Source organism: Ochrobactrum sp. AN78 (assembly GCF_029909885.1).
Taxonomy (GTDB): domain Bacteria; phylum Pseudomonadota; class Alphaproteobacteria; order Rhizobiales; family Rhizobiaceae; genus Brucella; species Brucella quorumnocens.
On record NZ_JASAMU010000002.1, the window covers coordinates 490,533 to 510,405 of the forward strand.

A 19,873-nucleotide genomic window follows, 5' to 3' on the forward strand; every position below is an offset into this window, starting at 1 on the left:
TTTTGCGTCGGATAATGCGCAAGGTAAAAAAGTGCGGCCCTGAATCGTCAACTCTCTTTAGTCTTCGGCTTCGGTCGCGACAAGCTTCCAGTTTGGATCGCGCGAACGTGTATCGCGGGCAAAGGTCCAGAGGTCGCGGATCTCGACGACGTTTTCCTGATCGCCTTCGACGAGATTACCGTCCTTGTCGAGTGTGGAAGAAATCATCTGGCTCACGATATTGAGCGTGACGTGCGCCTCCGAGCCCTTCATTTCGGCATTGGCGATTTCTGCCTTATCAATGCCTACAAAGGTTGAGCGTGTGCTTTCACCGCGTGCTTCGCGCTCATCGATTGCCGAGACAAAGCCCTCATAGACGTCCTTAGACAAAAGGTTTTTCAAAACCTTACGGTCGCCGTCGGCAAAAGACATCACGATCATTTCATAAGCGATCTTCACGCCATCAACGAAACTTGCGGGGTCGAAAGTTGGATCGGCTGCCTGAATGGCACGGAGCCCATCATTAATAGGCGTACCAGCAGGCGCGACCTTGTCGACTGCGGTAAAATCCTTTTCACCGGGACGCTGCGGCAGGGAAACGACATTGTCGGTTTCGCCACTTGCAGTCTGGGCATCGGTATTACGTGCGGAAGTATATGGATCTATTGGCGGTTTTTCATTTCCCGTACGGCGGCCAAGAACATTCCTCAACTGAAGAAAGATTACCACCGCCGCAATGAAGAAGAATATCGTGCCAAAATCAAAAAATTCCATACCGCCTGCCACCAATGGACGTTTCAGGATTACGAATCCGTCTCACGTCGTCAATTTCGTTACATATACATATAGATCGGCTTCACTGATCATTCAAATCCCGATCACGCATACCTATCTGATATTGTATGATAGAGAGTTTCAATTTCGTAAGAATGCGAAGCATTTTTGCATGTATGTCATGAATAGAACAAGCGAATGAAGTTTGCTTCATTACAAACGCAAATCAACATAAGGTCATAATCGACGTGTCCTCTTCCCTTGCACCCCTTGCCATACTGGCAATGCCATTCATCGAGATTGCAGGTTTTGTGATCGTCGGCAGCGAAATCGGTGTGTTTGCTACGCTTGGTCTCATTATCCTTAGCGCCATGCTCGGCTTTTTCCTGCTGCGCGTACAGGGGTTCGGGCTGCTGCAGCGCATCCGCGCCGAAAGTGCTGCAGGACGCGTGCCGGACCGCGAAATGATGCATGGAGCGATGATCGTTGTCGCCGCCATTATGCTGATCGTGCCCGGCTTTGTCACAAGCGCCATCGGACTTCTGCTTTTCGTTCCGTTTATTCGCAATCTTGTCTGGAACCGGTTTGTGCGCAATCGACTGGTCGTCGCGACCGCCTCGACACGCTATTCGGAAGCCTATCGTCCGTATGAACCTAGAGAAAACCCATATGAGCCTAAAGAAAACAACGTGATCGATCTGGACCCGGAAGATTATACCGCAAAGCCGGATGAAAACTCACCATGGAATCCCGATCGCAAGGATCGCTAATCGCGCAAATACTAACTTAAAAACGGTTTCTTGCCTCATCTACGCACACATGCTAGCCAAGCATCACTGCTTTTTGGGCAACAAGATAAATTATTAAAGAGAAGGCATACCGATAATGAGCGATAAGGCCGCTGCGGGCGAAGTAAAGAACGGCAATGGCGCAACCGCCCAGCCGTCCCTCAACATTCTGGCCCAGTACATCAAGGATCTTTCCTTTGAAAGCCCAGGCGCGCCTCTGTCGCTGCGCCCACGCGAAAAGGCTCCTTCGATCAACATCAATGTGAACGTAAACGCCAATCCGCTGTCCGAAACAGATTTCGACGTTGTTCTCACGCTCGAAGCCAAAGCTGTTGACGGCAAGGACGTTCTGTTCAACACCGAGCTGGTTTATGGCGGCGTTTTCCGCATTCAGGGCATCGCACAGGAGCACATGCTTCCGCTGCTGTTCATCGAATGCCCACGTCTGCTGTTCCCGTTTGCTCGTCAGATCATCGCTGATGCGACGCGCAATGGTGGCTACCCACCACTGATGATCGATCCGATCGATTTTGCTCAGATGTTCCAGAGCCGTATGGCCGAAGAAGAAGCCAAGAACGCTGTAAAGAGCTAATCTCTACACGCATCAAAAAAAACCCCGCTCTTGCGGGGTTTTTATTTAGACGTCAGCTTACGTATTTTTTCCAGATTGCCTTGTCGCCCATTTTCGCAACAAGAGCATCATGCGCAGCGCGTTCCTTTTCACTGATACGTGGCGCCAATGGTTTCGGACGCTGGCGCAAGACAATATTGCCGCCATTCTCAGAGCGGTCATTACTACCGGAACCACCGGAAGAACTGAGTCCAAGAGCGGTTTGTTTACCGCCAATCAGCTCGATATAGACTTCGGCGAGAATTTCAGAATCGAGCAATGCGCCGTGCAATGTGCGGTGCGAATTATCGATGCCATAACGCTTGCAAAGCGCATCAAGCGAATTGGGGCCCATCGGATTTCGACGGCGCGCAAGCGCAAGCGTATCGACGATGCGATCAACGGCTATTTCCGGCTTTCCCAAGCGGCCCAATTCCGCATTGATGAAACCAAGATCGAACATCGCATTATGCGCGACGAGTTTTGCACCATCGAAAAATTCCATGAATTCATCGAGAATGTCGGCAAAGCTTGGCTCAGTGAGCAATTGCTCGTCCGTAATACCATGGACCGCGAGTGCATCGGGATGAACCTTGCGCCCCTGTGGATTGATGAATTTGTGGAACGTGCGACCCGTGGGAAAGCGGTTGATCATTTCCACACCACCGATTTCGATCACGCGGTCCTCAAGCCGTTCAAGGCCAGTGGTTTCCGTATCGAAAACGATCTCACGCATGGAAAAACCTCTTAGAGAGCATCCCGAAAAGTGCGAAGCGGTTTTCGGATAAGATGCGCGTTTAAACAAAAGGGTTAGAGCCCGATCTGATTCAATCAGATCGAAACGGCTCTAAATGATTTGGTACTTTATAGCACGCTATGCCAGCTCTCAGGGCCAGCTCTCAGGACTGATTGACAGGCTTTCCACGCAATTCAGCGATGATGGCTTTGATCTGCGCCCGCGTTTCCTCAAAGTCGCCCGAAGAATCGATGACGAAATCCGCACGCGCACGCTTTTCGCTGTCCTTCATCTGTCGGGCTAGAATGGCCTCGAACTTCGCTTCCGTCATGCCTGCGCGGGAAAGAACGCGCTCACGCTGAATGTCGGCAGGCGCAGACACAACAGCCACTTTATCCACGCGGCTTTCACCGCCCGTTTCAAACAGCAAAGGAATATCAATGAGGGCAATTTCAGCGCCGCCGGCGCGCGCATTCGCAAGAAAGGCTTTTTCTTCTTCGTGCACCAGTGGGTGAATGATGGATTCAAGCTTTTTAAGCGCTTCCGGCTTGCCAAGCACGGCTGCTGATAGTTTTGTCCGGTCGACCGTGCCATCGACAACCGTTCCGGGGAAGGCGGCTTCGATCAGGGGAGCCGCCCGACCCGAATAAAGCTGGTGAACGGCATCGTCCGCGCTGTAGACCGGCACACCATTGTCGGCAAACATGTTTGCCGCAGTGGTTTTTCCCATGCCTATAGAGCCGGTCAGTCCGAGGATGATCATAAAGCACCAGCCTTTTTCATATCATCCAGAATATAATTACGAAGTGCTTCTGTCACTTCTGGTCTTTTGCCAAACCAGCGTTCAAAACCCGGAACCGCCTGATGCAGCAACATGCCAAGCCCGCCGACAGTTTTAAGACCCGCTGCTTCAGCGCTGGTGAGAAACGGCGTCTTGGGCGGAATATAGACAATATCGGTGGCAACGGCTGATTTCTGCGCCTCACTCAGATCAAGCGGAAACTCTGTCGCCTCGCCCCCACTGGTCATATGTCCGCTCATGCCGAGTGAAGTGGTGTTGACGATCAGACCCGCTTCTTTGACAAGACGCTGCGCTGCATCCCATCCATGCGCTGAAACGCCTTGGCCAAAATGGCTTGCCAGTTCTTCGGCCCGGCTTAGCGTGCGATTGATGATTGCGATGCGCGAGAAACCGCGCGTCTGCAAAGCGTGGACAATAGCGCGTCCCGCGCCGCCTGCGCCCAGAACCAGTGCCGTATCCGCATTGTCCCAACCGGGTGCCAGCGCATCCAGATTGGCCGCGAAACCATAAGCGTCGGTATTGCCGCCGCAAAGCCTGCCGTTGTCGAGCCAGAGCGTGTTGACTGCGCCAATGGCATTGGCTGCTTCATCGCGGATTTCCACAGCCGCAAAAGCCACTTCCTTATGTGGGATTGTGACATTACCCCCGACAAAGCCGTTTTGTTCAAGCGAGGTGGCAAATTCTGCAAAATTTTCAGGCGCGACCTCAATGGCTTCATAAGAGCCTTCGAGACCCAGCTCCCTGAGCCAGAAGCCGTGAATGAGCGGCGAGCGCGAATGCTTTATTGGAAAGCCGGTCACAAATGCCTTTTTAGCCATCGATCAGATTTTCCTTCCTCAATTCATTGAGCAGTGGCAACAGGGGCAATCCAACGATGGTGAAATAATCGCCTTCGATTTCTTCAAAGAGCTGAATGCCCGGACCCTCGACCTGATAAGCGCCGACACTTGAAAGGGCAATATCGCCAACGCGACCAAGATAGCGTCCGACAAAGCCCGGATCGAGATCGCGCATGGTCATGCGCGCCACCGAAACATGCCGCCACAGGGTCTTGCCATTTTTGACCAGCACGACAGCGCTATTAAGCTGATGCGTCTTGCCCGAAAACTGCAAAAGCTGGCGGCGCGCTGCATCCATATCCACAGGCTTGTGGAAAATCTGATCGCCCAAGGAAAGCGTCTGATCGCAACCAATCACCACGACATCTGGATGATTTTCACTGACAGATAAGGCTTTTGCTTCGGCCAGAACCTGCGCCACCTCTTGCGGTGTTGCACCGCTTTTATAGAGAGGAGCCTCAACCGCACGTTCATCGATATCCGCACTTTCGGTCGAAAACGCGATGCCGGCATTTTTTAAAATTGCCGAACGGAACGGACTCTTCGAGGCGAGAATAAGTTTCGTGGTCATGACTGATCTTCCTTCTTGCCATCGCGCAGCAAGGCCATGATAGCGGCTGCGGTTTCCTCAATCGACCGGCGCGACACATCAATAATCGGCCAACCGTGCCGGTTGCACAGGTTGCGGGCATAAGCCAGTTCTTCGGAAATTGAAACGCGGTCTGTATAAAGACCCGTATCAAGAGACGGTACATTGCCAAGCGGGCGGTTCTGTCTGATCTGGGAAATACGTTCCGCAGTTGCCACCAGACCGACAATCAAGGGTCGCTTTGCCGTAAAAAGAACCTCCGGCACCGGAATACCCAATACAATCGGCACATTCGTCGCCTTGATACCGCGATTCGCCATATAGATGCTGGTTGGCGTCTTCGATGTGCGGGAAATACCCACCAGAATGACATCCGCCTCTTCTATATCGAGCGGCAATTGGCCGTCGTCATGCTCCATGGTGAAATTAAGCGCGTCGATCCGGCGAAAATAGTCGGCATTGAGCACATGCTGGGCGCTTGCACGGCGATGCGCTGGTGCTCCGAGATAAGACTGAAACGTGTTGAGCACCGGCTCAAGTACCGAAACGCTCGGCACACCCATTTCCGCACAGGTGTCGTCGATGATGGCAGCGAGCTTCTGATCGACGATTGTATAGAGAACGATGCCGGGTTCAGCGTCGATATTCTCAAGCACTTTTCGCAGCTGCTTCTCTGTGCGGATGAGCGGATAGATATGCTCAATTGCCCGCGCATTGGCATATTGAGCGGCCGCAGCGCGGCCAGCCGCCAGGAGAGTCTCTCCCGTCGCATCAGAAATCAGATGAAGATGAAAGTAAGAAAGCGGTCTGGTCACAGTTTTCTCCCGCCCCTGTTGACGAGTGTGCGTAAAACACAGGTTTCATCCACAAGCCATGGCAGGCAGTGGGAAACTTGGCAAGTCATCCACAGCGAGCCCACATGTGAGAAGCTTCAGAAAGCCACTGTGGACAAGACTCGTAACATTTGGAAATCACAACAATATACCCAGCTTGTCCACAAAGAGGCCGAAACTGCGTCAATTGGTAACCCCTTCTATTCAATGAAAGATTTTAGTTTTCATTGCTTTTGTCCGAGCGATCGGTGAATTATCGCACAGGCTGAGATGGCCAGAGCGGAACTGTGGGGAAAAGACGGACAAACCTTAATCCCCGATTCCAACAGACTCTAAGAATCAAAAGATTCCTGAATCATCCTTTCTTTATGAGAGCCGGACGGGAAAACTTTCACACAGAACCACGGAAACAGATCAGACAGGGTGGAATGTAATGAAACGCAAGGTCCTGAAAGTGATAGACGGTGAGACAGTCTTTCCACCTCCAATCTGGATGATGCGTCAGGCCGGACGATACCTTCCCGAATATCGCGAAGTGCGCAAGAAAGCCGGAAGCTTCCTCGACCTCTGCTATTCACCCGATCTGGCAGTCGAAGTGACACTTCAGCCAATCCGCCGTTATGGCTTTGATGCAGCCATTTTGTTTTCAGATATCCTGGTTGTTCCTCACGCCCTTGGACGAGACCTTCGCTTTGAAGAAGGCAAGGGACCATTGATGACACCGATTGATGCCGATGAGATATTCTGGCTTGAGACTGAAGGTGTCGCCAAAAGGCTGGAGCCGGTCTATGAGACGGTTCGGCTGCTCCGCGAGCAACTCCCCGACGAAACAACGCTGCTGGGCTTCTGTGGCGCTCCCTGGACCGTTGCGACCTATATGATCGCCGGTCACGGCACGCCTGATCAGGCTCCCGCTCGTTTGTTTGCCTATCGTTTCCCGGAAGCGTTCGAAAAGCTTTTGAATGATCTGGCGGATGTTTCAGCGGAATATCTCATCGAACAGCTCGATGCAGGCGCTGATGCCGTGCAGATTTTCGATTCCTGGTCTGGCGTTCTCGATGAAGATTGCTTTGAACGTTTCTGTATCCGTCCGGTCGCCCGGATCGTCCAGAAGGTGAGGGCGGTTTATCCCGACGCACGTATCATCGGGTTTCCGAAAGGAGCCGGAATGCTTTATGCGGGCTACCGTGAAAAGACCGGTGTTGATGTGCTCGGCCTTGACTGGTCTGTTCCAAACTCATTTGCTCAGGAATTGCAGAAGGAAGGCGCCATTCAGGGAAATCTCGATCCGCTGCGCGTTGTGGCTGGTGGAGAGGCTCTGGATGAAGGGGTTGATGCAATCCTGAAAAATCTCGGTCAGGGCCCGCTGATCTTCAATCTTGGCCACGGAATTACGCCACAGGCGCCAATTGAAAACGTTCAGCGCATGATTGATCGCGTTCGTGGAGGCTGATGATGAGTGCCTCCGATAAAGCAAACAGCGGCAAAGCCGCTCTGATCCGTACCGTCGTCGGTCTTGCGGTTGTGGTACTTGGTTTATGGGGATTGTTTCACGTGAATCCAGCTGACGCTTATCTTTGGGTCAAATCGATCCATGTCATTGCCGTAATCGCCTGGATGGCGGGCATGCTCTATCTGCCGCGTCTTTTCGTCTATCATTGCGCGACAACACCCGGTTCAGAAACCTCGGAAACCTTCAAGGTGATGGAACGGCGGTTGCTTCGCTTCATCATTAATCCCGCCATGGTTGTGACATGGATAGCCGGTCTTTGGATGGCTTGGGAGATTTTCGGGTTTCGGGGTGGCTGGTTGCATGCCAAGCTTTTGCTGGTCGTTCTGTTGTCTGGCCTTCACGGTTATCTGTCAAAGGCAACACGGCTCTTCGCAGAAGATCGTAACACCAAATCAGCCAAACACTGGAGAATCATCAATGAAGTTCCGACACTACTGATGATCTTCATCGTTATTCTTGTGATCGTGAAGCCATTCTAATTTTCTATATTTTTCAAAGAAGCCCGATAGTTTTTTCGCGATTTTTTCGGGCTTCTACCTTTTTCCTATTGCACTAAGTTCCAGCAATCCTTAACTGAGACTTGCTCTTCATGCCGCAAACCGGTATGAGTGAGTCCTCTTCCCACCATGACAGCAGGCCTTCGATGCCGGTCACACTCCACGTGACCACCTTTCCGAACAACTGCATTTTCTCCTTATATTTCAAAAGAGTTCCTCACCCATGCAGGAAATGAAACTACAAGAACTTAAAAACAAAACCCCGGTCGAGCTGCTGGCATTTGCCGAAACGCTTGAGGTCGAAAATGCGAGCGCAATGCGCAAGCAGGAACTTATGTTCGCGATCCTCAAGAGCCTTGCTGCTCAGGACGTCGAAATTATCGGCGAGGGAGTTGTTGAAGTGCTGCAGGACGGATTTGGCTTCCTGCGCTCTGCCGATGCCAACTATCTGCCAGGCCCGGACGATATTTATATTTCTCCTTCCCAGCTTCGCCGCTTCTCGTTGAAGACCGGCGATACGGTTGAAGGTCCGATCCGTGGTCCTAAGGAAGGCGAACGTTATTTCGCACTCCTCAAGGTCAACACGATCAATTTTGAAGATCCGGAAAAGATCCGCCACAAGGTTCATTTTGATAACCTGACGCCGCTCTATCCAAATGAGCGCTTCAAGATGGAGCTGGAAGTTCCAACCTCGAAGGATCTTTCGTCCCGCGTTATCGATCTGGTTGCACCACTCGGCAAAGGCCAGCGCGGTCTGATCGTCGCTCCGCCACGTACCGGTAAGACTGTTCTGTTGCAGAACATTGCGCATTCGATCACTGCGAACCATCCTGAATGCTATCTGATCGTTCTTCTGATTGACGAACGTCCGGAAGAAGTGACCGACATGCAGCGTTCGGTTAAGGGAGAAGTTGTTTCTTCGACCTTCGACGAACCGGCATCACGTCACGTTCAAGTCGCTGAAATGGTCATCGAAAAGGCAAAGCGCCTTGTTGAACATGGCCGTGACGTTGTGATCCTTCTCGACTCCATCACCCGTCTTGGACGCGCTTACAACACCGTTGTGCCTTCATCCGGCAAGGTTTTGACCGGTGGTGTCGATGCAAACGCACTCCAGCGTCCGAAGCGCTTCTTCGGTGCAGCCCGTAACATTGAAGAAGGTGGCTCGCTCACCATCATCGCCACCGCGCTGATCGATACCGGTTCGCGTATGGACGAAGTGATCTTCGAAGAATTCAAGGGCACGGGTAACTCGGAAATCGTTCTTGATCGTAAGGTTGCCGACAAACGTATCTTCCCTGCCATGGACATTCTCAAGTCCGGCACACGTAAGGAAGACCTGTTGGTGCCACGCGCCGATCTCCAGAAGATTTTCGTACTTCGCCGCATTCTTGCACCGATGGGGACTACCGATGCGATCGAGTTCCTTATCGACAAGCTCAAGCAGACCAAGAGCAATGGCGAGTTCTTCGATTCGATGAATACGTAATTTCGGTTTATCCGTATCCAAACAAAACGCCGCGTTGAGACATCAGCGCGGCGTTTCTATTTTCTGGTCTCACAAATCGGCAGGCTTAGCCTCTCAGCAGGATTTCGAGTGCGGCAGGGGTCTCGACAGGCGCTAGGCAGACTTGCCCCTTGCAGAGCCAGGCTGACGGTTTATTGGCATGTGCAATGCCACCTGTCGGAAGCTCAATTTCTTTGCCTGCTTCAAATTGAACGAATTTATCAAGCCGCCTTGGATCGGGAATTCTTTCTGCCGTGGCAGCGAGTTCACCATCAGCACCTTCATCAGCAATCACCAGAGACAGCGGTTCGGCTGCAAAGCGGCACGCATTCAATATGCCGATCTGGCCATATTGCTGGACAAGCGCACGACCCATGGCCTGTTCAACCAGACGTTCATTTTTGATATAAAGGTGCATATCGCCTGTTGCGAGAAACAGCCGTGTGAAAGCTTCAATGATCTGGCTGGTGGCACTGGGGATCGCTTCGTCATAATCGCCATAACTATGCAGAATTACGTCCTCCGCATCGAGTGCGGAAAGTCGGTGATTGCCTGACGCGTCGCAATTGTTTGCATCAAGCGCGTCTTTGAGCGCAACCGCATCGCGAATGAATGTTCTGTCACCAGTTGCCTCAAACAGTGAAAGTGCGGCATTCATCATCGCGGCGTAATCTGTCGAGAGGGCAGGGTAGACCAGCACGTCATACATTCGGCAATGTGCGATGCGCCCATCCTGAAACGATGAACCTATCGAACGATAGGCCGAAACGGCGTAGTCAACCCAATCTGATCGCTTGAAACAACGGCCGGCCTCCGCCAGCGCGCGGATCATAAGAGCGTTCCAGTCGGTAAGAGCTTTTTCGTCGCGCCCCGGTCGAACACGAGCATTGCGATAATGGAGAAGCTTGTCTCTGGCCGCCGCGATATTCGACGGTACTAAACCGTCTTCATAGACGGCATGAAGACGGTTGATAATATTCATGCCTTCAAAATTACCCTCGGGTTTCACACCATAATAGGTTTTGAAGTTTCCCGCCTGATCGCCGAGGACGTTATCGATTTCCGCCTCTGAAAAGATATAGAACTTTCCTTCTTCGCCTTCACTGTCCGCATCGAGGCTTGATGCAAAACTGCCATCCGGCAAACGCATTTCTCGTATCAACCAATTGACTATCTCTTCGATTCGGACACGGAACAATTCATCCTTAGTCTCGGCATAGGCATAGGTTGCGTGTCGAATGACTTGAGCATTGTCATAAAGCATCTTTTCAAAATGTGGCACGAGCCAGTCTGCATCGACGCTATAGCGACAAAGTCCGCCACCCAAATGATCATAGATGCCGCCTTGCAACATCGTCTTCAATGAAAGCAGAAACATATCGCGGTGGGTCGCTTGCCGATTATAGAGCCAGGTTAACCAGAGGGCATCCATGAACGGCGTGTTCGGAAACTTCGGTGCGCCATTGATGCCGCCTCGAACCGGATCGAACATTTCATATATGCGATCTGCAACATCATCGAAGCGTACGATCTCGTTCGCGCTGGCATCGTTCTGCGCCGCAAGCCGTGCTTCCAGATGATTAAACACAGCCTCGGCGTTATAGTTAATTTTTTCTTTATTTCCCTGCCAGAGATTACTGACTGCCTTGAGCACGTCCAAAAAACCCGGCAAGTTATGTCGAGCCTGAGGTGGAAAATATGTACCACCCCAGAATGGCTTGCCATCAGGACGCAGAAACATCGTAAGCGGCCACCCGCCTTGCTGTCCCATGGCACTCAGCGCAGCCATATAGATCTGATCGATATCGGGTCGTTCCTCGCGGTCGACCTTAACATTGACGAACAGCGTGTTCATGACGCTGGCAACTTCCGGGTCTTCGAAAGACTCATGCGCCATGACGTGGCACCAGTGGCAGGCAGCATAACCAATCGATAGCAGGATAGGGCGGTTCAGCTCCTGCGCTGCATCAAGTGCATCTTTGCCCCAGGGCTGCCAATGAACCGGATTATCGGCGTGCTGACGCAGATAGGCGCTTGGTGCGGCTCCGAGTCTGTTGCTGCTGATATTGGTCATAAGTCTTTTCTTTCGTGGCGCGAATGAATATGCACGTGCTTACCAATATAGAACGGGAAATCAAATGAGCGAGCGGCAGCATCTTCAGGACACTATTTTTGCCTTGTCGAGTGGGCGCCTTCCATCGGGTGTTGCGGTCGTCAGGATATCAGGCCCGCAAGTTCGATTCGTAGTCGAAACGATTATTGGAAAGATGATTGAGCCGCGTTATGCAGCTTACAAGACGTTCCGCGCGCGGAATGGAGACGCCATTGACCGTGGGTTAGCATTGTTTTTTCCCGGTCCTAACAGCTTTACCGGCGAAGATTGTGCGGAGTTCCATCTTCATGGTGGTATTGCTGTCGTCGAAAAACTGCTTGAGGAGTTGGGCAGCTTCCCAAACTGCCGGATAGCTGAAGCTGGAGAATTTACGCGCCGAGCTTTTACGAACGGCAAGATGGATTTGACCATCGCCGAAGGTCTGGCTGATCTTATTGCAGCGGAAACGGAAGGCCAACGCCGTCTTGCTTTGCAGGTCGCTTCAGGTGCGCAGCGTCAACTTTATACGGAATGGCGCCAAAGGCTTGTGCGTGCCCGGGCTTTGATTGAAGCGGAGCTGGATTTCGCTGATGAAAGCGACGTACCGGGTTCCGTTTCGGGACAGGTATGGGAAGAACTCAGGTCACTAAGAACAGCAATTCTACGACATATTGAAAGCGGAAAGCGCGCAGCAATGCTGCGCGATGGACTGCACGTCGTTATCACTGGTGCACCCAACGCAGGAAAATCCAGTCTTCTGAATTTCCTGGCTGGTCGCGAGGTTGCAATTATTTCAGAAGAGGCAGGCACAACGCGCGATCTTTTGGAAGTCAAACTCAATCTTGCAGGCATTCCCGTCTATGTAACTGATACTGCTGGACTTCGAGAGACTACCAGCAAGGTTGAGAAGATCGGCATCGAACGTGCGCTAGAACGCGCGGCCGAAGCTGATCTGGTCTTGTTGCTGGAAGATATGCAAAACCCCATCGCTGTCTCTCTTGATGAGAGCGAAGCTGATGTCTGGACGGTTGGCACCAAAGTTGACCTTAGTAATTCTGAGACCGGTGGATGGAAATATCGTATTTCCACCAAGACCAATGCAGGCCTCGTCGAATTGCTCGCCGCGCTGCAAGTATTTGCGGAAAATCGCATCGGGCAGATCAATGACGCGGTTCCGACACGGCAGCGTCACATCAATCTCCTGCAATCAACGGTTTCGGAAATTGAAACCGCGGCTAATCGCGACGATCTTCCATTGGAATTGCGCGCTGAGAATATGCGTCATGCCTCACAGTTTCTTGGACGCATTACCGGTGACGTGGATGTTGAAGAGATATTGGACGTGATCTTCTCGCAATTCTGTATCGGGAAATGAGTGATTCACGTGAAACAGTGACGCTGGAGCGTAGGGCGGCATGAAAATTGTTTCACGTGAAACATCTGTGGAATCTGCCAGTTCGTATTGACTCCCAAACTCTTCCGTGAGTCGAGTTTCGTATCAACTTTATCAAAGAGTTGATCGACCTTCGCCATACTGCCTCTTCCGTTGAGCCGACAAACATGTCAAAGAGACTGCTTTCCAGAGTAGCTCTGATTTGAACTAAATCGCCCGGGCCGCTTTGTTCTTTCTTTTATGCATTATCCTACGCGGAGGGCTCGTCCACTTTGCCGGAAATGCGCTGGAACGGATTTGGACGTATCAGGATGAACATTTCAGGTTCTTCAGAAGTCACAACTTATGACGTGATCGTCATTGGCGGCGGACATGCTGGCTGCGAGGCAGCGGCGGCATCGGCGCGGGCAGGCGCTCGCACGGCTCTCGTCACACATCGTTTTGATACGATTGGCGTCATGTCCTGTAACCCGGCCATTGGCGGTCTGGGGAAGGGCCACCTTGTTCGCGAGATTGATGCGCTTGACGGTCTTATGGGTCGTGTTGCCGATAAGGCTGGCATCCAGTTTCGCCTGCTCAATCGTCGCAAGGGTCCGGCGGTCCGCGGTCCTCGCACGCAGGCTGATCGTAAGCTTTATCGGCTGGCGATGCAGGCGCTTATTTCTGCTCAAGAGAACCTCACTGTCGTTGAAGATGGAGCTGCCGACATTCGCATCACAGATGGCAGCATTTCAGGGGTCGTTTTGGGCGATGGACGCGAGCTTGGCTGTGCTGCAGTTGTGCTGACCACCGGTACATTCCTGAATGGTCTTATCCATATTGGCGAGAAGAAAATCCCCGCTGGACGTATGGGCGAGAAGCCTGCACTGGGCCTTTCTGATACTTTGCGTGGCCTTGGTTTTGCCGTCGGTCGGTTGAAAACCGGTACTCCGCCGCGTCTTGATGGCCGCACTATCGATTGGCAAAGCCTGGATATGCAGTCGGCAGACGAAGACCCTGTGCCGTTTTCGCTGATGACGGATAAGATCACGACGCCGCAAATAGATTGCGGTATTACCCGCACGACACCTGAAACTCATGCGATCATCCGCGCCAATCTTCATCGTTCCGCAATGTATTCGGGTTCGATCGAGGGAATAGGTCCGCGCTACTGCCCATCGGTGGAAGACAAGATCGTCAAGTTTGGCGACCGTGATGGACATCAGATATTTCTGGAACCTGAAGGGCTGGATGACCACACCGTTTATCCAAACGGCATCTCCACGTCACTGCCAGAAGAGGTTCAGCTTGCCTACCTCGCGACCATTCCGGGTCTGGAGAAGGCGGTGATGCTTCAGCCGGGATATGCAATTGAGTATGACTTTATTGATCCGCAAGAGTTGAAACGCAGCCTGGAGACACGACGCGTCACCGGGCTTTTCCTTGCAGGGCAGATCAATGGCACCACCGGTTATGAAGAGGCCGCAGCGCAAGGACTTCTCGCAGGCCTGAATGCCGCCAAACGTGCAGGGGGCAGCGATCCTATTATCATACAACGAACGGAAGCTTATATTGGCGTCATGGTCGATGACCTGACTGCTCGCGGCGTCAGCGAACCTTATCGTATGTTTACATCACGTGCGGAGTTCCGTCTGTCATTGCGTGCTGATAATGCCGATCAGCGGTTGACGCCTTTGGCTGATCAACTGGGCATTCTTGGCAATGATCGCCGCGAAAAGTTTACAGCGCGTCAGGATGCATTGTCGACCGCGCGTATGATGACCCAAGAGCTGACTATCACGCCAAATCAGGCCAGCCGATATGACCTTCATCTCAATCAGGATGGGGTACGTCGCTCTGCCTATGATCTGTTGTCTTATCCGGATATCGATTTGCAGAAGCTTCAGGCTATCTGGCCAGAACTGAATTCTATTGATTCAGCCACTAAAGAAGCGCTGGAAATTGAAGCGCAGTACTCGGTTTATATGGACCGCCAGCAGAGCGATATAGCAGTGATGGAACGCGAGGAGCGACTTTTCATTCCAGTGACATTGGACTTTGATGCAATTTCTGGTCTTTCAAACGAACTTAAAGCCAAGCTGAAACAGCGTAAACCAGAGACGATTGCCGAAGCGCAACGCGTTGAAGGTATTACACCGGCAGCACTTGCGCTGCTTATTACGCATATAAAGAAGCATGGCGCGCGCGAACGTGCAGCCGCTGTACTGGACGCCGAGAAGGGCGTGGCATGACTGTGGATAGACGTTATTCGAGCTTGAAAACTATCGTTCCTAATGTTTCACGTGAAACAACGGACCTCTTGATTGCGTTTGAAGAACTGTTCCGCAAGTGGTCATCGGCCATAAATTTGGCATCTCCTTCGACACTCGCTGATCTTTGGAACCGCCATATTCTCGATAGCGCTCAGATATTTCCGCTCGCACCTGAAGCGACGCGCTGGCTCGATTTGGGTTCGGGTGGTGGTTTCCCTGGCATCGTAACAGCCTGTTTTCTGAAAGACATTCCGGGTGCTTCGATTGATCTTGTTGAAAGTGCGGGAAAAAAGGCAGCTTTTCTACGCACTGCCGCAGGGCATGTCGGTGTTCCGGCGCGTGTCCATGCGGCGCGCATCGAGGCAATGTGGGATAAAATTGAGACGCCGCAGGTCATTACAGCCCGCGCACTTGCATCGCTGAACGTTCTTTTTGAGCTTGCCGGACCCTGGTTGTGCAGTGGTTCAAAGGCGCTTTTTCAAAAAGGTCGGGATTACCAGAGAGAAATCGATGAAAGCCGTGTCGGCTGGAGTTTCGATCTGGTACAACATGAAAGTGCTATCGATAATAACTCGGTGATACTTGAGATCAGCAATCTACGACGCATCTTAAGTTAATCCGCCCCAGTTATTTCGGAATCGATATGACAGAAAGCAGCAGGGCGACGGTAATGAGCAAAAGATCCAGGATCATAACCATTGCAAATCAGAAGGGTGGCGTTGGTAAGACAACGACAGCTATCAACCTTGCGACAGCACTCGCTGCTATTGGCGAAACTGTGCTAATCGTTGACCTCGACCCGCAGGGCAATGCCAGTACTGGCCTCGGAATTGATCGCCTCAACCGTCCGCTTTCGTCCTACGACGTGCTGACGCAGGCAGCATCAGCGAATGATGCCGCCATGCAGAGCGACGTTCCAAACCTTTATATCGTGCCTTCAACGCTCGATCTTCTCGGCATTGAGATGGAAATAGCGCAGGCTCCTGATCGCACACGTCGCTTGCGTGATGCGTTGCGATTTGATTCTGCTGTTGCTGATAAATTCTCGTATATTTTGGTTGATTGCCCTCCATCGTTGAACTTGCTGACGTTGAACGCGATGGCGGCAGCAGATTCGGTCATGGTTCCCCTGCAGTGCGAGTTCTTCGCACTGGAAGGCCTGAGCCAGCTCCTGCAGACGGTCGACCAAGTACGTTCAACCATCAATCCCGATCTGACGATACAGGGCATTGTTTTGACCATGTTCGACAGTCGCAACAACCTTGCCTCTCAGGTGGTGGACGATGTTCGCGCATTCATGGGTGAGAAGGTTTATCGTACCGTCATCCCACGCAATGTGCGGGTGTCAGAAGCGCCATCCCATGGCAAGCCAGCTATTCTTTATGATTTGAAATGCGCTGGCAGTCAGGCTTATTTGCAGCTCGCATCGGAAGTTATCCAGCGGGAGCGGCAGCTTAAAGCCGCATAATTAGCGAGTGTCGCAATTGCGATGCTTTGATCGATTCGACTACGTAACAATTGCAGGAACTGCCGACGATGAACGACGATCCTTCAAAAAAGCGCCTTGGCCGCGGCTTGGCCGCACTGATTGGTGAAATCGACCGCCCGGCGGAAGAGCGCAAGGTGCCGATCAGCAGCGAGCGTAACGTTCCGATTGAGTTCGTCACGCGCAATCCGCGCAATCCGCGACGCATGTTCTCGGAAGTAGAACTGGAAGATCTGGCGCAGTCGATTAAAGAACACGGCGTTGTTCAGCCAATCGTCGTGCGTCCGGCACCGGGTGAACCTGATCGTTTCGAGCTGATCGCCGGTGAGCGTCGCTGGCGCGCATCGCAGCGTGCAGGAGTCGATACGATCCCGGTTATCATTCGCGATGTGGATGATCGCGTTGCGCTTGAGATCGCAATTGTTGAAAACGTTCAGCGTGCCGACCTGAATGCTGTCGAAGAAGCGATGGGATATCAACAGCTTATCGACAATCATGACTACACGCAGAACGATCTGGCACAGGTGATCGGCAAAAGCCGAAGCCATGTTGCCAATACGCTGCGCCTTTTGAAACTACCGCAGCGCGTGCAGGATTTCATCTCGGATGGCGCTTTGTCTGCAGGTCATGCACGTAGCCTGATCACCATGGATGATCCAACTGCGCTTGCTGAGCGCGTGGTCAAGGAAGGTCTGTCTGTTCGTCAGGTTGAAGCGCTGTCACAAGCGCGCAATGGTGCTGAACCAAAGCCGGGCAAGAGCGTGCCGATTGAGAAAGATGCCGATACAAAGGCGCTTGAAAAGCTGCTTTCCGACGTCACTGGCATGAAGGTCGAAATCAATCACCGCGAGCGTGGTGGTGAGGTTAAAGTTCGTTACAGCTCTCTTGAGCAGCTCGACGAAATCTGCCGTCGTCTGCAAAGCTAGTGGTGTGATTCCGACATTTGCTTAGAAGTCTGAATTTGAAGCCGTGGAACATTTGTTTCACGGCTTTTTCGTTTTATCGACCGCGCGCTTTGATCAGCGAAAAGACGATAATTATCATCAGGATGATACCGATGATAACGCCGACCGCACTTCCCCAGAAGGCGCCGTAATTGCCGCCGATCAGCCAACCAAACAATGCACCGAGCATGAGCAGAAGAATTGGAGGTATGCAGCCGATCATTCTTATATTCCAATGACTTATAGTAAAATGGGGGCTTGAAAACTTGGGGTTGTCATTTCAGTTATGAAATCGAACCATATGGAATATTGCTGAATGCGCCAACAAGCTCAAGGTTGAGCGAGGCTGCTCACGTGCTCTTGATCAATTGCTGAATTATTGCAGCTGTCTAACACCCAACGCGGTTTCTGCCGGACTTTCGCTAATACCAAAGTTCATTGAGTAAGACTCATCGGACGTTGGTTAAGCCCGTGTGGCGATTGAACATTTTCGAGGCGTGCTGCATCAGCATCTTAGCGCTTTGGTATAAGTCTTATACTATTGAGATATTGCTTTTAGAACACCGCGCCGGGGAGATATTGTTTCATGGAAATGCTCACTCAAATCATAATTCATACACCGATCTATGTTTGGGGGCTGCTCGCTTATCTCGTCATACAGGGGGTGAAAGGGCGTGAAACAAGCACGGTTTCGGTCTGGAGACTGCTATTCGTCCCCGTGATCTTCATTGCCGTCGGTTTCATGCACTTTGATAGCGGTTCGGATGGATTCAGTTCATTCCTGATTGCGTGGTTTGCAGGACTGTTCGTGCTGGCACCTGTTGGTTATCTCACAGGCCCGCGTGTTCTCGCAGTTGATCATCAGAACAAAACCGTCGAGCGGGCTGGGACGATACTTCCGCTGATCCGCAATCTGATTTTCTTTTGCGCTCAGTATGTTCTGGCAGTGCTCAATGCGTTCTATCCACAGGAGCATTCCACATTGATGCTGGTGACAACCGTCGTATCAGGCGCATCAACGGGCTATTTCACAGGCTGGCTTGTATCGCTGTGGCGGAGGTATCGAGAAAGCCCTAGGCTAAACCTTAGCCGGTAGAGCTTATCTGCGTGCCAGCTTGGCAGCTTCGACAGCAATAGCAAGCAAGCACTGACGAATGATAGGCACGGAGAGTACCGCATTCTGACGGCTTTCCAGCACAGCGCGTTGCAGGCGCTCCATAACGCGCACGAGGTTCTCTGCCTTCCAGCGGTCAACAGCATTTTCGATCAGTTTCTTGCGATTGAAAAAGATCGGCGGACGCGCAGAGGCGACAACCACGGAAGCACTTTTGCGCTCGGTATCGGCGATATGGCGCAGGGTCTGAATTTGTTGGAATTGCCTCATGGCAGTGTTAAGCAGGAGAAATGGGGCTGTGCCGGATTTCACAACCCGGTCAAAAGATATTTCAAAACGGGGCAGGTCTGCCGTCAACACAGCATCAATGACTTCATCTGTTGAAAGACCTGCTACATCGCCGACCGCTTCACGCACATCGTCTATATCGATGCGTTCTTTGCCGCGCACATAAAGGCAAAGCTTTTCCAGTTCGCCACGCGTCGCAAGCCGATCGCCGCCAAGGCTCGCGCGCAGCAGCTGACGCCCGTCCATGGTGATCTGCATCTTCCATTCAGCCAAAACGTCGTCAATAACGCCGTCAATGCCGCGCGCGTCGTCCGCATAGCAGGGAAGGGCCATGCCAGCGGTCGCGTTCTCGACAGCGCTACGCAGGCCTGCACCTTTTTTGAGGTCGCCGGCTTCCACCAGAATATATGTTTCACGCGGTGGCTCATTTGCCAAAAGTTTCACGGCGTCGGCAAGCTTCTTCTGCCCGGCTGCGTTCTTGATCCAGATTAGCCGTTCACCACCGAACATAGAGATTGTACGCGCTTCATCGGCGAGCTTTGCAGGATCCGCATCGATCTCATCGGCTTCCATGCGAATGACCGCAAAGGGATCATCCAGCGGCAGTTTGGTGGCCTTTGCATAGCGGCGCGCACGTTCGCTCACCAGCCCCTTGTCTGGGCCATAAAGAAGTACGACCGGAAACGAGCTGCTCGGCCTGCCAATGAACTGATCTACTTCGTGTGCTTTTTTCTGCGCCATAAGGGATTAAGTAGCGCAATTCGTTTTCAAACGAAACAGCCGCCGGTCAAACTGAACGGCGGCTGTGAAACAAAGCTGTTTGCAAAGCTTAGAGCG

Annotated in this window: 20 protein-coding genes; 11 read left to right on the plus strand and 9 right to left on the minus strand. The window is 52.2% G+C overall.

Annotated elements, in window-relative coordinates; all coding sequences use genetic code 11:
* Positions 1–57: 57 nt before the first annotated feature.
* Positions 58–753: a Tim44/TimA family putative adaptor protein gene (locus QBD00_RS05850; RefSeq protein WP_318578891.1), complete on the minus strand. Its 696-nt coding sequence runs from the start codon at positions 751–753 to the stop codon at positions 58–60.
* Positions 754–1,001: 248 nt separating this feature from the next.
* Between QBD00_RS05850 and QBD00_RS05855 the strand changes: the two genes are divergently transcribed.
* The gene (locus QBD00_RS05855) at positions 1,002–1,523 is read left to right on the plus strand and encodes an FxsA family protein (RefSeq protein ID WP_318578892.1); all 522 of its coding nucleotides are present in this window, start codon (positions 1,002–1,004) and stop codon (positions 1,521–1,523) included.
* Between the two features lie 115 nt (positions 1,524–1,638).
* The gene (gene secB, locus QBD00_RS05860; RefSeq protein WP_095447693.1) at positions 1,639–2,133 is read left to right on the plus strand and encodes a protein-export chaperone SecB; all 495 of its coding nucleotides are present in this window, start codon (positions 1,639–1,641) and stop codon (positions 2,131–2,133) included.
* A 52-nt stretch (positions 2,134–2,185) separates the two neighbouring features.
* Here secB and dnaQ read toward each other — a convergent pair whose 3' ends face one another.
* The 5 genes from dnaQ to QBD00_RS05885 all read right to left on the minus strand — a co-directional run bounded on the left by dnaQ (position 2,186) and on the right by QBD00_RS05885 (position 5,932).
* Complete coding sequence (gene dnaQ / locus QBD00_RS05865) at positions 2,186–2,887, minus strand: DNA polymerase III subunit epsilon (RefSeq protein WP_318578893.1); 702 nt, start codon at positions 2,885–2,887, stop codon at positions 2,186–2,188.
* Positions 2,888–3,050: 163 nt separating this feature from the next.
* Positions 3,051–3,650, minus strand: coding sequence for a dephospho-CoA kinase (gene coaE, locus QBD00_RS05870; protein WP_318578894.1), 600 nt, complete (start codon positions 3,648–3,650; stop codon positions 3,051–3,053).
* Complete coding sequence (locus QBD00_RS05875) at positions 3,647–4,507, minus strand: shikimate dehydrogenase (protein WP_318578895.1); 861 nt, start codon at positions 4,505–4,507, stop codon at positions 3,647–3,649. Before QBD00_RS05875 ends, coaE begins: the two co-directional genes overlap by 4 nt.
* Entirely contained in the window at positions 4,500–5,099 is a 600-nt protein-coding gene (locus QBD00_RS05880; RefSeq protein ID WP_318578896.1) for a Maf-like protein, read from the minus strand. Before QBD00_RS05880 ends, QBD00_RS05875 begins: the two co-directional genes overlap by 8 nt.
* Positions 5,096–5,932: a pyruvate, water dikinase regulatory protein gene (locus QBD00_RS05885; protein WP_095447688.1), complete on the minus strand. Its 837-nt coding sequence runs from the start codon at positions 5,930–5,932 to the stop codon at positions 5,096–5,098. The genes QBD00_RS05880 and QBD00_RS05885 overlap by 4 nt, the downstream gene beginning before the upstream one ends.
* A gap of 451 nt (positions 5,933–6,383) precedes the next feature.
* Here QBD00_RS05885 and hemE point away from each other — a divergent pair, with 451 nt between their 5' ends.
* The 3 genes from hemE to rho all read left to right on the plus strand — a co-directional run bounded on the left by hemE (position 6,384) and on the right by rho (position 9,449).
* Positions 6,384–7,403 (plus strand): uroporphyrinogen decarboxylase, encoded by a 1,020-nt coding sequence (hemE, locus tag QBD00_RS05890; protein WP_318578897.1) that lies wholly within the window; start codon positions 6,384–6,386, stop codon positions 7,401–7,403.
* Between the two features lie 2 nt (positions 7,404–7,405).
* Positions 7,406–7,942: a protoporphyrinogen oxidase HemJ gene (gene hemJ, locus QBD00_RS05895; RefSeq protein ID WP_095447686.1), complete on the plus strand. Its 537-nt coding sequence runs from the start codon at positions 7,406–7,408 to the stop codon at positions 7,940–7,942.
* A 241-nt stretch (positions 7,943–8,183) separates the two neighbouring features.
* Entirely contained in the window at positions 8,184–9,449 is a 1,266-nt protein-coding gene (rho, locus tag QBD00_RS05900; protein WP_024898458.1) for a transcription termination factor Rho, read from the plus strand.
* Positions 9,450–9,534: 85 nt separating this feature from the next.
* Here rho and QBD00_RS05905 read toward each other — a convergent pair whose 3' ends face one another.
* Positions 9,535–11,541, minus strand: a complete 2,007-nt coding sequence (locus QBD00_RS05905; RefSeq protein WP_318578898.1) for a thioredoxin domain-containing protein — start codon at positions 11,539–11,541, stop codon at positions 9,535–9,537.
* A 64-nt stretch (positions 11,542–11,605) separates the two neighbouring features.
* Between QBD00_RS05905 and mnmE the strand changes: the two genes are divergently transcribed.
* From mnmE to QBD00_RS05930, 5 genes are all read left to right on the plus strand, one after another.
* Positions 11,606–12,934, plus strand: coding sequence for a tRNA uridine-5-carboxymethylaminomethyl(34) synthesis GTPase MnmE (gene mnmE, locus QBD00_RS05910; RefSeq protein WP_318578899.1), 1,329 nt, complete (start codon positions 11,606–11,608; stop codon positions 12,932–12,934).
* 329 nt (positions 12,935–13,263) lie between these two features.
* Positions 13,264–15,183 carry a tRNA uridine-5-carboxymethylaminomethyl(34) synthesis enzyme MnmG gene (mnmG, locus tag QBD00_RS05915; protein WP_318578900.1) on the plus strand — a complete coding sequence of 640 codons (1,920 nt, stop codon included), beginning with the start codon at positions 13,264–13,266 and terminating at the stop codon, positions 15,181–15,183.
* Complete coding sequence (gene rsmG, locus QBD00_RS05920) at positions 15,180–15,821, plus strand: 16S rRNA (guanine(527)-N(7))-methyltransferase RsmG (RefSeq protein WP_318578901.1); 642 nt, start codon at positions 15,180–15,182, stop codon at positions 15,819–15,821. The genes mnmG and rsmG overlap by 4 nt, the downstream gene beginning before the upstream one ends.
* A 53-nt stretch (positions 15,822–15,874) precedes the next feature.
* On the plus strand, positions 15,875–16,672 hold the full coding sequence (locus tag QBD00_RS05925) for a ParA family protein (protein ID WP_094578485.1): 798 nt from the start codon (positions 15,875–15,877) through the stop codon (positions 16,670–16,672).
* Between the two features lie 68 nt (positions 16,673–16,740).
* Entirely contained in the window at positions 16,741–17,616 is an 876-nt protein-coding gene (locus QBD00_RS05930) for a ParB/RepB/Spo0J family partition protein (RefSeq protein ID WP_095447681.1), read from the plus strand.
* 73 nt (positions 17,617–17,689) lie between these two features.
* On the opposite strand, the gene QBD00_RS05935 is transcribed toward QBD00_RS05930, so the two are convergent.
* Complete coding sequence (locus tag QBD00_RS05935; RefSeq protein ID WP_157743478.1) at positions 17,690–17,857, minus strand: hypothetical protein; 168 nt, start codon at positions 17,855–17,857, stop codon at positions 17,690–17,692.
* 363 nt (positions 17,858–18,220) lie between these two features.
* On the opposite strand from QBD00_RS05935, the gene QBD00_RS05940 reads away from it, so the two are divergent.
* Entirely contained in the window at positions 18,221–18,730 is a 510-nt protein-coding gene (locus tag QBD00_RS05940; RefSeq protein ID WP_318578902.1) for a hypothetical protein, read from the plus strand.
* A 3-nt stretch (positions 18,731–18,733) separates the two neighbouring features.
* On the opposite strand, the gene holA is transcribed toward QBD00_RS05940, so the two are convergent.
* Positions 18,734–19,777 carry a DNA polymerase III subunit delta gene (holA, locus tag QBD00_RS05945; protein ID WP_095447679.1) on the minus strand — a complete coding sequence of 348 codons (1,044 nt, stop codon included), beginning with the start codon at positions 19,775–19,777 and terminating at the stop codon, positions 18,734–18,736.
* Positions 19,778–19,873: the final 96 nt, after the last annotated feature.

Excerpts from the sequence above, each read along its gene's own strand:
- QBD00_RS05850 (WP_318578891.1), bottom strand. The coding sequence starts at position 753 with ATGGAATTTTTTGATTTTGGCACGATATTCTTCTTCATTGCGGCGGTG.
- secB (WP_095447693.1), top strand. The coding sequence starts at position 1,639 with ATGAGCGATAAGGCCGCTGCGGGCGAAGTAAAGAACGGCAATGGCGCA.
- dnaQ (WP_318578893.1), bottom strand. The coding sequence starts at position 2,887 with ATGCGTGAGATCGTTTTCGATACGGAAACCACTGGCCTTGAACGGCTT.
- coaE (WP_318578894.1), bottom strand. The coding sequence starts at position 3,650 with ATGATCATCCTCGGACTGACCGGCTCTATAGGCATGGGAAAAACCACT.
- QBD00_RS05875 (WP_318578895.1), bottom strand. The coding sequence starts at position 4,507 with ATGGCTAAAAAGGCATTTGTGACCGGCTTTCCAATAAAGCATTCGCGC.
- QBD00_RS05880 (WP_318578896.1), bottom strand. The coding sequence starts at position 5,099 with ATGACCACGAAACTTATTCTCGCCTCGAAGAGTCCGTTCCGTTCGGCA.
- hemE (WP_318578897.1), top strand. The coding sequence starts at position 6,384 with ATGAAACGCAAGGTCCTGAAAGTGATAGACGGTGAGACAGTCTTTCCA.
- hemJ (WP_095447686.1), top strand. The coding sequence starts at position 7,406 with ATGAGTGCCTCCGATAAAGCAAACAGCGGCAAAGCCGCTCTGATCCGT.
- rho (WP_024898458.1), top strand. The coding sequence starts at position 8,184 with ATGCAGGAAATGAAACTACAAGAACTTAAAAACAAAACCCCGGTCGAG.
- QBD00_RS05905 (WP_318578898.1), bottom strand. The coding sequence starts at position 11,541 with ATGACCAATATCAGCAGCAACAGACTCGGAGCCGCACCAAGCGCCTAT.
- mnmE (WP_318578899.1), top strand. The coding sequence starts at position 11,606 with ATGAGCGAGCGGCAGCATCTTCAGGACACTATTTTTGCCTTGTCGAGT.
- mnmG (WP_318578900.1), top strand. The coding sequence starts at position 13,264 with ATGAACATTTCAGGTTCTTCAGAAGTCACAACTTATGACGTGATCGTC.
- rsmG (WP_318578901.1), top strand. The coding sequence starts at position 15,180 with ATGACTGTGGATAGACGTTATTCGAGCTTGAAAACTATCGTTCCTAAT.
- QBD00_RS05925 (WP_094578485.1), top strand. The coding sequence starts at position 15,875 with ATGAGCAAAAGATCCAGGATCATAACCATTGCAAATCAGAAGGGTGGC.
- QBD00_RS05930 (WP_095447681.1), top strand. The coding sequence starts at position 16,741 with ATGAACGACGATCCTTCAAAAAAGCGCCTTGGCCGCGGCTTGGCCGCA.
- QBD00_RS05935 (WP_157743478.1), bottom strand. The coding sequence starts at position 17,857 with ATGATCGGCTGCATACCTCCAATTCTTCTGCTCATGCTCGGTGCATTG.
- QBD00_RS05940 (WP_318578902.1), top strand. The coding sequence starts at position 18,221 with ATGGAAATGCTCACTCAAATCATAATTCATACACCGATCTATGTTTGG.
- holA (WP_095447679.1), bottom strand. The coding sequence starts at position 19,777 with ATGGCGCAGAAAAAAGCACACGAAGTAGATCAGTTCATTGGCAGGCCG.